We start from the raw sequence: 11,511 nt of genomic DNA on the forward strand, positions 1-11,511 counted from the left end.
CCGCGGCGGACCTCATCGTGGTCGACGGCGAGGAGCTGACCCGCGAGGAGATCCTGGAGCGCCGGGCCAAGCGCCGCGCCGAGGCCGCCAAGAACCCGCCGACCGTGGTCGTCGACAACCTGCACGTCCACTACCGGGTCTACGGCGGCAGCGGCGCCACGAAGGGAGCCGCCACCGGCGCGCTCAACCGGATGATCCACCGCCGCAAGCACGACGCGCTGCGCGATGTGCACGCCATCAAGGGGATCTCCTTCGTCGCGCGCCGCGGCGAGTCGATCGGCCTGATCGGCTCGAACGGCTCCGGCAAGTCCACGCTGCTGCGCGCGATCGCGGGCCTGCTGCCGGCCGAGAAGGTCGGCGGCGTGTACACCGACGGCCAGCCGAGCCTGCTGGGCGTGAACGCGGCGCTGATGAACGACCTGAGCGGGGAGCGTAACGTCGTCCTCGGCTGCCTGGCGATGGGCCTGCACCCGGCCGAGATCAAGGAGAAGTACCAGTCGATCATCGACTTCTCCGGGATCGACGAGAAGTCCCCGAACACCTCGCTGCGTCCGATGAAGACCTACTCGGCGGGCCAGGCCGCGCGGCTGCGCTTCTCCATCGCCGCCACCAAGCTGCACGACGTGCTGCTCATCGACGAGGCGCTGGCCACCGGCGACGCCGGCTTCCAGCGCCGCAGCGAGGACCGGATCCGGGAACTGCGCCGCAACGCGGGCACCGTGTTCGTGGTCAGCCACTCGATCAACTCGGTGCGCGACATCTGCGACCGGGCGATCTGGCTGGAGGCCGGCCTGATCCGGATGGACGGCGACGTTGACGAGGTGACCGCGGCCTACGAGGCCTGGAGCAACGGCTGACGCCATGGGCATCACGAGCAAGCTCTTCCTCGTGACCCTGGGCCTGCTCGCACTGGCGGCCTGCGGCCTGACGATATGGCTATGGCCGAGGCTGGCCGGTCGCGGGCCGCGCCCAGTGGCCGGCCGGATCGGGCTGCTGCTCACCACCCAGATCGCGCTGCTGATCACCGTGGCCGCGCTGACGAACGACCTGTTTGGCTTCTATACCTCGTGGAGCGACCTGTTCGGCGTCGGCTCGCAGCGCTACCAGCTCAAGGACTCCGGCGTGGTGCAGCCCAACGTCAACGCGTCACAGCTCCAGGGCGGCACCACCGCGACCCCGGCCTCCCAGTCCTCTGCGAAGCCGAGCCCGCCGCCGAAAGCCACGATGGTCAGCACCACGCTGGTCGGGCTGCGCAGCGGCGTAATCGCAGGGCTCCAGGTCTTCCTCCCGCCGGAGTACTACGCACCCGCCGACGGCCGCCGCTACTACCCGGCGATCGTCGTCGACGACACCTCAGACCCCGGCGTGGCAACTCTTGCCTCGGACCTCATGTCCGGCAAGCAGCGGCCGCCGCAAGCCGTAGTGGTCATCGTGCGCGGCGACCGTCATCACAACATCCCGTGCGTTAACGAGCCGGACGCCGCGTCAGCCGAGCAGTTCTGGGGCCAGGACCTGCGTACCGCAGTCGCCGACTCGTACCGCGTGCGGCTGAGCCCGGCGGCGTGGGGCGTCATGGGCGGCGGCCCGGGTGACGGCGGCAACTGCGCGGTCGCGCTGGCCCTGGAAGACGCCGGACGGTACTCGGCCGCCGCGGTGTTCGGCCGCTGGCAGCGTTTCGGTGCGCCGGACTCGCCGGCCGACCCCGCGTGGTGGCTGCGCAACTATCCCGCGCCGCCGAGCCGCCTGCTGTTCGCGGCCACCGGAGAGCCGCCGCAGGCCATACTCGGCCCGGTCCGTCCCCCGCTCCAGGTCATGTCCACGCCCGGCCCGACCACCGAGTCCCAAACGCTCGACTGGCTCGCGCAGACCCTGCAGAACGGCGCGCCGCAGTCATGACGGCCAAGAACCCGGCAATGAGGCCCCTGTCATGAGCCTGACGGGTCTCCCCCTCCTGGTCCTGCTCGCGGTGCTGACCGCCGCGGGCTTCTTCGCCGTCGTCCGGTTCTGGCCCAGGCTGGCCGGCCGCGGCCCGCGCGCGCTGATCGGACGCGTCGGTGCCCTCGCCGTCGCCCAAGTGCTGCTGCTCGCCACGGTCCTGGCCGCCGCGAACAACTACTTCGGCTTCTACGGGTCCTGGCACGACCTGGTCAGCGTCGCCACCGGCAATTACGCCGCCTCCGCGCCCGCACCGCTCGGCGCCGCGCAGAACGGCTCGGGCATCACCGTCAACAGCCACAGCACGCTGCCGATCCCCGGCGGCGCGGACCCCACCCAAGGCGGCAGGCTCGACGACGTGACGGTCCGCGGCCAGCTCACCGGCCTGTCCGCGCACGCGCTGATCTACCTGCCGCCGCAGTACTTCCAGGCCGGCTATCGCAAAACCCTGTTCCCCGCGGTCATCGTCTCCAGCGGCTACCCCGGCGACGTGACCAAGCTCGTCACCTTGCTGCGCTACCCGGCCCGCCTTGTCGACGGCATCAACGCGGGGCAGGACAAGCCGATGGTCCTGGTGATGATGTCGCCGATGATCATCTCGGGCCGCGACACCGAGTGCACCGACGTGGCCGGCGGCGGTCCGCGCGCGGGCGAGTTCTGGGCGATGGACGTGACCTCCGCTGTGGAGCGCACCTACCGGGTCAGCAGCGACGCGTCCGGCTGGGGCCTGGTCGGCGACTCCACCGGCGGCTACTGCGCGCTCAAGCTGGCGATGCTCAACTCCGACCGGTTCTCGGCCGCGGCCAGCCTGTCAGGATACTTCGACGCCCTGCAGGACGGCACGACCGGCGACCTGTACGGCGGCGACCCGGTGTTCCGCCAGCAGAACGACCTGCTGTGGCGGATCGAGCATCTGCCCTCGCCGCCGATCGCGGCGCTGCTGACCACGAGCCGCACCGGCGAGACGAACTATGGGCCCACGATGCAGTTCGTCCGCGACGCCAAGCCGCCGATGCGTGTCTCAACCCTGATTCGCGCCTCCGGCGGCCACAATTTCAACACCTGGAACGCCGAGGTCCCCGCCGCCCTCCAGTGGCTCAGCAGTCACCTGATTCCCGCGACCGGCTGACCCAGGGCCGGCCCCGCCGCGCCCTTTTCCTGTGGCCATCAGCACAGGCGGCTCACCCTGCCCACAGCCCGTCTGTTGCCTCTACCATCAAGGATCATGGCGGATCGAGGGCGGGGACCCGACTACATCGTCTGCGGCGCCAACACACTCGCGCACCGTCTCGTCGCCGAACTGACCGAGCTGTACGAGGTCTCCGTCGTCGCGATCGTGCCGAACCGGGAGCGGGACCACGCGCCGCAGATCACGAAGCTGCTCGGCCGGGATTCGGTCATCGCGGTGCCCACGATCACCGAGGAGGTGCTCAAGTCCGCCGATGTGGCCACGGCGCGCGGCATCGCGCTCGTGGACGGCGACGACCAGAGCAACATCCACGCCGCGCTTCGCGCCCAAGCGCTCAACCCGCAGCTCCGCGTCGTGCTGCGGATGTACAACCAGCGCCTCGGCAAGCACGTCGAGCGGCTGCTGAACAACTGCGCGGCGCTCTCCCGTTCGGCCACCGCCGCCCCGGCATTCGTCAACGCGGCGCTGCGCCGGCCCAACTCGGTGCAGGTCGGCGGCAAATCAGTGAGCGTCGAGATCGGCGCGGACGGAGAGCCGGCGGACTTCCTGTGCACCATCGCAGACCGCATAGACAAGCAGGACCTCACGCAGATGCGGCTGCTCCCCGACGCCCCGGGCCCCGCCGCCACCTGGATCAGCGGCGTCACCCGAGAACCCCCGATCCCCATAGCCGGATCCGCCCCGCCGGCCGCCATGTCCCCCGATCTCACCCCGGCCCCGATCACCGACCCCGCTGATCCCACCAGTGCCCCGCTCGCCCCCGGCACCCGAGCCGTGCTCCGCTTCCTCGACGGCGTGCGCCCGCACACCCCCTCCTGGTTCTCCCGGCTGCGCTGGCGCCTGGTCGATCTGCGCCGCCTGATCGGCACGACGCAGCTCAGCCGGGTCTTCCTCGGCGCGTTCATCGCCGTACTCGCCTCGTTCTTCACGGTCTGGTACTTGAATCAGCGCTTTGCGTGGGCCGTCTACGACACCTTGCTCGACCTGGCGGGCGCGGCCCAGCCGGACGTGTTCGGGCAGCCGAGCCAGACCGGCGGCTCCTGGCAGCGGGTCGCGCAAGTGGTCACCACGTTCTGCGGCATCATGTTCATCCCGGCGATCACCGCGATCATGCTGGACGTCATCGCGCGCGGCCGCGCCGGCATCGCCCGCCAGCCGAGCGCGGGCGTACGCGGTCACGTCGTGGTCTTCGGTCTCGGCAACGTCGGCGTCCGTGTCGCGACCCTGATTCACCAGATCGGCATCCCGGTGGTCTGCATCGAACGCGACCCGACCGCACGCGGCATCGCGGCGGTCCGCGGCATGGAACTGCCGGTCCTGACCGGAGAGGCGCCGCTGGAAGACCAGCTGCGCAAGGCCCGCGTGCACCGCTGCCGGGCCGTGCTCGCCCTCACCGGGGACGACGCGGCCAACCTGGAGGCGGCGCTGGAAGCCAGAGCCCTGGCTCCGGACGTGCGCGTCGTGCTGCGCCTCTTCGACGACGACTTCGCCACCCAGGTCTATCGCACCTTCACGAACGCGGCCTCGCGATCCGTGTCCTACCTGGCCGCCCCGGCCTTCGCCGCCGCGCTGATGGGCCGCGAGGTACTGGGCACGCTCTCGGTGTACCGCCACGTGGTTCTCGTCGCGGAGTTCGTAGCCGACGAGGAGTCAGGACTTGTGGGTAGGACCCTGCGCAACATCGAGGTCCCCGGCGAAGTGCGCGTCATCGCCATACGCACGAAACACGCCCACGACTACCAATGGCGGCCGGACCACGCGCGCCGGCTCGAAGCCGGGGACGCGTACGTGCTGCTGGCCACCCGCGCCGGCCTCGGCCGCCACACCAGCCGCGTCTCCTGACTTCGCCCCCCTCACCCCCTCACCTTCCTCCCCCTTACCTCCACACCTCCCGCAACGCCTCCTCCCTCTCCTCAATCAACCCCATCCGCGCGTTCCATTCCTCCGCCTCCGTGTGCGCCGGCTGCGCCGTGACCTGTCCGGGCCACTTGCGGTAGTAGAGCCCTACTTCGCCATGGAAATAGCCCGGCGCCACCACGCTCGCCGCGACCAACAGCCCCGTGTCGTCCGAACCCGGCACGCCCATCCAGCCGCCAAGCGCGACGAGCAGCCGCCGTCGCATGCAGAGCGTCACGCCGTGAACCGGCAGCCGATACCCGTGCGTGCGCCAGTAATCCGCCACGAAGCCCGGCTCCAGACGCCCCGGCTGCGGATCGTGCTGCGACGCGACCGTCGAACCGTCCGGCAGCAGGTCAAGCGCCCGCGACGTCGTCCACTGCACCTCCGGCTCACGGCTCAACACGTCGATATCCCGCGCCAGGCAGCCCGGCCCCATCACGTCATCGCCGTCGAACGCCTTCACCAGCTCCCCGCGCGACCGCGCCAGCGCCATATTCCGGGTCTGACCTACCCCGCCGTGCGGCCGTCCCATCCCGACCCGCACCCGCGGATCCGGCGGGAGCAACCGGACCACCTCACCTGTGCGGCCGTCCTCCTGCACCACCCACTCCCACACCCACCCCGCCGGCATCTCCTGCCCGGCGAGTGATTCATAGGCCTGCATCAAGTAATCCGGCTGCGGCTCAAAGATCGGCGTCACCACCGACAGCACCCGTTCGCCGGTCACTCCACGCCCATCTCTTCCTCGCCCACCGTCTCGACCGGAATCTCATAACGCGGACGGTATGGCGGCGGGATCACCATGTCAGCGGTCTCCACCGGCTTGTCACCCGCATAGTGCGTACGCTCAATCACAATGATTGCGATCCCGGCCCGCAGGCCCAGGGTCTCCGCCTCCGGACCAGTCAGCGTGCGCGGCACGATCTCCTCCACCGCGCGGGTGACCGTGATGCCGACCTCAGCCAGCCGGCGGATGATGCCCCAGCCGCCGAACGGGCCGCCCTCGGGAGTCTGCGCCGCGGTGGTTCCGGTGAGCCCGAGCGGCTCCCAACTGGTCGCGGTGAAGGTCGGCTTGGCATCGGCCGTGTACTTGTACGCCGTCCGCACCACCGAGTCGCCGGTCGCGATCGCGAGGCGCTCGGCGATCGCCGGAGGCGCGCTCGCCGTCTCCGAATGCGCCTCGAACGCTCCAACGCGCCCCTGCGCCGCCATCTCGGCGTGCCAGGGCGACCCCGACGGCGGATCGAGGTACCAAGCGCGCACGAGGCGGATCACCTCCGGCCGTCCGCGCACCCGCGTCGCCGCGCCCGGGCGAGTGTCGGTGAGGCCCTCGTCGAACAGCATCTTCGCTGCTCGGAACGCGGTCCCCTCGGCGACGCCGTAATCCTCCTGAATCTCGGCAAGGGTCGGGAAGCGCGCGCCCGGAGGCAGCCTGCCGTCGATGATCCGCGCCCGCAGATCGTCCGCGATGATCTCGTACTTGCGCTTGGTGATCGGTCTCACCCCGCCGGGAAGTGGAATGTCGGCGTGGATAGCTTGACCGGCTCCTTAGGGAGGCCGCAAGCTCTCTAGGGTGAAGCTCCCTAGAGAGCAAGTCCGCCGACGGCCCACGGGGGGACCGCACCCACCATGCGCATCTCGATCACGCTGCCAGGCTTCTCGTGCATGGTCGCCGCGGCCCGCCTCGCCGTCCGCGCGCTGCTGCCGGGCAATCCGCGCGCCGAGGACGCCGAGCTGATCGTGTCCGAACTGGCCACTAACGCGATCCGCCACTCCACCTCCCGGGGCGGCCAGTTCGAACTCTCCGTCGACCTCGCGCCCGGCCGCATTCGCATCGAGGTCAAGGACGGCGGTCCGTTCGGCTACCCACCTCCGCCGAAGCCTGAATCCCAACCTCCGGCCCATGCTCAGGCCCAGGCCCAGCCGGAAACCGCTCACGCGCCTGCAATCCACCCCTGGACGACCATGCACCACGAAGACCTCAACCGTGACCGCGCTGCCGAAGCCGAGGAGTACGGGTTCGGATTGGCGATCGTGACGTCCGCGTCGGACAAATGGGGCCACAGCCGGTACCCGGACCATGCCGTCTGGTGGGCCGAACTCGCCTGGCCCGCAGAACCTACACCGAGCCCCTCGTGACCGACGCCTTCCTCCTCAGCCGCGCCGGAATTACCTCCGACTACATCACCGCCGACAAAGCCCGACAGCTCTACGACGACGCGCGTGGCCGTCCCGAGTCAGGACTCGAAGGCGACCTCGAGACCGGCTTCGGCTTCTGGTTGCTCAGCGCTGACGGCACGGTACGCCTCGTCCGCTGCACCGTAACCCCAGTGCACCCCGTACCGATCACCTGAGCCGCGCAGTACAGTCCCGTCTACCTCCACCTCCCACGCGGCGCAACGAGGCAGGCGCGTATGACGCAGGCGAACATGACCGCCGTACGGACCGACGCACGCGAGTGGACCGACGAGCAGATGGCGGATCTGTACTCTGACGGCTTTCCCGAGTTCATCGCCGCGGACAAGTTGGCCAAGCAGTACATCGGCCGGGTGCGCGAATGGTTCCCCGAGTGGAACCTCACGCTCGTCGATGCCGAGCAAGCTCCGGTTGCCACCGGCTGGGGCGTCCCAGTGCGCTGGGACGGCACCGTGGCGGACCTCCCCAGCGGCTACACGCAGGCCACCATTCGCGCGGTCGAAGGCCGCGAACAGGGAATCGAGCCGGACACCCTGGTCATCTGCGGCGCCATCGTCGCCGGTCGACGAACCGGTCAAGGCCTCGCCGGCCAGCTTCTCGCTACCCTGCGCGACCTGGCCACCGAAACCGGGCTGCAGCGTGTCATCGCTCCGGTGCGTCCCACCCTCAAGCAGCGATACCCGCTGACCCCGATCGAGACGTTCATGACGTGGACCCGCCCGGACGGCTCGGCACTGGACCCGTGGGTGCGCACCCACCTGCGCATGGGCGCGACCATCCTCGCTGCGGCACCCAATTCGCAGACCATGACCGGCACCGTCGCCGAGTGGGAGAAGTGGTCCGGCATCCCCCTGCCGTCCACCGGCGACTACATCATCCCGCAGGGTCTCAGTGTGCTGCACATCGACCGCGAAGCAGACCTCGGCACGTACACCGAACCGAACATCTGGATCCGCCACCGATAGCCCGAGCCTCGCCTCATGGGAGCATCAGCCGAGGCGGTACCGCGCACTCGCTAGGCTGGCGGCCGTGGACGGGGAACTGAGCGGCGGAATCATGAACGCGGGTGCGGTCTTCCAACGCGGCGAAATCGTGGACCGGCCGGCGCAGACGCACGCGCCGGCCATTCATCGTTTCCTGGAGGCCTTGCGGGATCACGGCTTCACCGGCGCGCCCAAGCCCGTCGGCCTGGCCGACGGACGCGAGCAGCTCACCTTCGTGCCCGGCGAGGTCGCGCTTCAGCCGTATCCCGCCTGGTCGATGACCGAGGCGGCACTGACGTCGGTCGGCGCGCTCCTTCGGCGATTTCACCACGCGTCGTCGGCGATTCCACTGGAGCCGGACGTCCCCTGGGCTACGGACCTGGGCGATCCGCGCGGCGGCACGATGCTGTGTCACAGTGACGCCTGCGTGGAAAACGTCGTCTTCCGCGACGGCGAGGCGTACGCCCTGATCGACTTCGACATGGTCGCACCGGGGCGTCCGCTGTGGGACGTCGCGATGGCTGCCCGCTACTGGGTTCCGATGCTCGACCCCGAGACGGCCGCACTTTTCCCGTCCTATGTCGGCCTCGATCCCGTGCGCCGCCTTCGGGTCCTCGCCGACGGCTACGGGCTGTCGGCCGATGATCGATCCGAGTTGCTCGGTGTCATCGGCGAGGTGACTGTGGTCGAGCGCGCAGAAATCGCCGCCCGGCTCGAAGCCGGCGACGCATCATTCGTCAGGGCCTTCCATGACCACGGCGGATGGACCACCTGGGACCGATTGCAGGCCTGGCTCGCAGATCAGCGCGCGATCTTCCTCGCCGCGCTGATCTAGTCGATGGCCCAACACCGCCGTCAGCATCAATGACAGCCGCGGGATCACGTCGAGGACCGGAAACTGCACGTGCGCTGCGGCAAGGAACAGGCCACTGAACCCTTCACGCCAATCTTTCGAATTCAACGTCACAGATCTCTGTCAAACCCTAGTGTGTAAGGCATCTTCGGCGATCACTGACCGAGGGGCCTGCCGCGGGATGTGCTGGAGGTTCGGTGACGAGAGCGCCAGGCGTCGATGAAATCAGCGAGCCAACCACGAGTACTATCGCGCCTCGTCTTCGCAGACGAACGATCTTCGGTGGCTTGGCCAGTCCATGGTGGCTGCTTCCCGCTACCGCTGTAGGCACGCTTGGCACATTCGCTGGCTTATATGCACAATTCTCAGACCAGCCGAAGGCGTCCCAACTGATTCTCTCCGCCTTCAGCGCGCTCGTCGCCGGCGCTGGGACGTACGTCGCGCTACTCGCGGTGGTCTATGACCGCGAGCGCAGGTCGCAGTTCGGTCCAGCTCTCCCGCATCGGTCGGTAAGGATCGTCGTCGGCTATGTGGAGGCGGACCATTCGTGGGCGTGCTGGGCGGCGGAAGGACTGGGGACCCTCCCGGAGGTCGGTGTCGCCATGCAGGTACTGCCGATGGACGGGACCAAGGATGCCGACCTCGGGGCAGACGACACGAGGGTGCTGTTCATTCTCTCGGCGAGCTTGTCCGCACTGCCGCCTGACCGGCGCGAAGCGGTGACGCAGTGGATCGCCGACGCGCCCGACGACCGTTTGCTGATTCTCTCCGTTGAGCAGGTGGCCGATGAGGCTTTGCTCGCTGGCCACCACTGGCTCTCCGCTGTCGGCTTGAGCGAGATGTCCCTTTATCAGGCGCTGGCGACGGCGCTCTTGGGTGACCGGCCGATTCCTGTGCCGACCGCGATGCAGCTGCCGTCGCAGTCCGGTGTGTGGTGCCCCGCGAACGGCCCCGACATCGAGGACCTGCTCGACCGGAACCCTGATTTTCAAGGCCGCGAGGAGCTCATCGAAGCAGTGCACGCCAACCTCACGATGCGGTTCCCGGACCGGTTAAGCAGTTGCTTGCTCTGGGGAATGGCGGGGGTGGGGAAGTCGAGCATCGCGCTCGAATACGCTCACCGCTACGCGACTCGCTATCGCATCGTGAAATGGATCTCTGCCGAGTTGGCGACCCAGATCGTCCCACAGCTGACTCGGCTCGCTGAATCGCTCGGCGTACCTCGCGACCCGGACCCTGAGAGGATGATCGCTGAACTTTGGGAGAAGCTCCATGCGAAAAGCGATTGGCTGCTCGTCTTTGACAACGTCGAAGACGATGACGAGTTCGCGCAGCTCGTTCCGACGGCGTCGCTGCGCGGTCACATTCTGATCACCTCGCGCCAGCGTTTCGCAGCCTCCGTACATCGCGCGATCCGGGTGGAGAAGATGGCGCCTGATGAGGCCACCTCGTTCCTTCTCGCGCGTACGGCCAGCACCGACCGGGACAGTGCCGCGCGGATCGCCGAAAGCCTTGACTACCTGCCGCTCGCGCTTGACGTTGCCGCCACGTTCGTGACGGAAACCCATCATGACCTGGCTTTTTACCTGGAACTACTGCAGGACGCCGTGGTCGAAGTCCTCTCGCTTCCGGGCCCGCGCGCACATCCGGCAGCCGTCTCAGCCAGCCTGTCGGTCTCGGTGCGGAGCATCGCCGAGGCCAAGCCCGGGGCCGAGAACCTGCTGCGTCTGTTCGCCATGCTCGCGCCCGACGACATCCCGCGCGAGATCGTCGCGGCGCATCCGGAGACGCTAGCCGCGCTGGCGAAAACGCGGATCGCGTACGAGCTCACGCTCGCAGAGCTCGAGCGGTACTCGCTCATCACGATCCAGGGCGACACCGGCGGAATCGCCCTGCACCGACTCGTCCAGCTCGTCGTGCGTACCGAGATGCAAACCGAAGGCGAGCGCTTCTGGTTAGCGACGGCGGTAAGACTGCTCGCGGCGGCGTTCCCCACCGACGTCAAACGTCGGGATCGATGGGCCGAGTGCAGTCGGCTTGTACCTCATGTGATCTTTGCCGCCCAGCACGAGCAGAGGCTAAGCGGCACGCCGGGGCCATTCGAAGATGTGGCACCAACCATGGGAACGCTGCTCCATCGCGCAAGCATCTACCTCTTAGCTTGCGGGCAATACGATCAGGCGGCGAGCTTGATGACCACATGCATCGCGGTGCGTCGAAGGGTGCACGGGGAATACAGCGTCCAGGTCGCCGAAACGCGGGTCCGGTTCGCGGAATTGCAGTATCGACGGGCCGATCTGCCGGACGCTCATCTTGCTGCGCTTGAAGCTCTTAGGGTCAACGACGAAGACGGCGACGCCGCGCGTCTGGTGGACAACTTGCTGTGGCTGGCTCGCATCGAGGTGGAGCTTTCGGAGCTGGCCTCAGCCGAAGCCCGCGGAATCCGCGCGCTATCG

11 protein-coding genes are annotated in these 11,511 nt (G+C 68.5%); 9 read left to right on the plus strand and 2 right to left on the minus strand.

The annotated features are described in order from the left end of the window. Nucleotides 1–50 precede the first annotated feature (50 nt). The 4 genes from VFA06_RS24490 (at nt 51) to VFA06_RS24505 (ending at nt 4,966) form a co-directional block, all read left to right on the plus strand. Nucleotides 51–857 carry an ABC transporter ATP-binding protein gene (locus tag VFA06_RS24490; protein ID WP_349260335.1) on the plus strand — a complete coding sequence of 269 codons (807 nt, stop codon included), beginning with the start codon at nt 51–53 and terminating at the stop codon, nt 855–857. Nucleotides 858–861: 4 nt separating this feature from the next. After that, on the plus strand, nt 862–1,896 hold the full coding sequence (locus VFA06_RS24495) for a hypothetical protein (protein ID WP_324843063.1): 1,035 nt from the start codon (nt 862–864) through the stop codon (nt 1,894–1,896). A 31-nt stretch (nt 1,897–1,927) separates the two neighbouring features. Then, entirely contained in the window at nt 1,928–3,064 is a 1,137-nt protein-coding gene (locus VFA06_RS24500) for an alpha/beta hydrolase (protein ID WP_324843064.1), read from the plus strand. A 96-nt stretch (nt 3,065–3,160) separates the two neighbouring features. After that, entirely contained in the window at nt 3,161–4,966 is a 1,806-nt protein-coding gene (locus VFA06_RS24505) for an NAD-binding protein (protein ID WP_324843065.1), read from the plus strand. Between the two features lie 34 nt (nt 4,967–5,000). On the opposite strand, the gene VFA06_RS24510 is transcribed toward VFA06_RS24505, so the two are convergent. After that, entirely contained in the window at nt 5,001–5,750 is a 750-nt protein-coding gene (locus VFA06_RS24510) for a glycosyltransferase family 2 protein (RefSeq protein ID WP_324843066.1), read from the minus strand. After that, nucleotides 5,747–6,526 (minus strand): GntR family transcriptional regulator, encoded by a 780-nt coding sequence (locus VFA06_RS24515; protein WP_324843067.1) that lies wholly within the window; start codon nt 6,524–6,526, stop codon nt 5,747–5,749. Before VFA06_RS24515 ends, VFA06_RS24510 begins: the two co-directional genes overlap by 4 nt. A gap of 126 nt (nt 6,527–6,652) precedes the next feature. Here VFA06_RS24515 and VFA06_RS24520 point away from each other — a divergent pair, with 126 nt between their 5' ends. The 5 genes from VFA06_RS24520 to VFA06_RS24540 form a co-directional block, all read left to right on the plus strand. Next, nucleotides 6,653–7,162, plus strand: coding sequence for an ATP-binding protein (locus tag VFA06_RS24520; protein ID WP_324843068.1), 510 nt, complete (start codon nt 6,653–6,655; stop codon nt 7,160–7,162). Beyond that, nucleotides 7,159–7,377 carry a hypothetical protein gene (locus VFA06_RS24525; protein WP_324843069.1) on the plus strand — a complete coding sequence of 73 codons (219 nt, stop codon included), beginning with the start codon at nt 7,159–7,161 and terminating at the stop codon, nt 7,375–7,377. The genes VFA06_RS24520 and VFA06_RS24525 overlap by 4 nt, the downstream gene beginning before the upstream one ends. A 75-nt stretch (nt 7,378–7,452) precedes the next feature. Then, on the plus strand, nt 7,453–8,184 hold the full coding sequence (locus VFA06_RS24530; RefSeq protein WP_324843070.1) for a hypothetical protein: 732 nt from the start codon (nt 7,453–7,455) through the stop codon (nt 8,182–8,184). A 91-nt stretch (nt 8,185–8,275) separates the two neighbouring features. Next, on the plus strand, nt 8,276–9,037 hold the full coding sequence (locus VFA06_RS24535; RefSeq protein WP_349260336.1) for a phosphotransferase: 762 nt from the start codon (nt 8,276–8,278) through the stop codon (nt 9,035–9,037). A 635-nt stretch (nt 9,038–9,672) separates the two neighbouring features. Continuing rightward, on the plus strand, nt 9,673–11,511 hold a 1,839-nt coding region (locus VFA06_RS24540), incomplete at its 3' end, for a tetratricopeptide repeat protein (RefSeq protein WP_324843072.1).

This window comes from Actinocrinis sp. (assembly GCF_035653575.1).
GTDB lineage: Bacteria > Actinomycetota > Actinomycetes > Streptomycetales > Catenulisporaceae > Actinocrinis.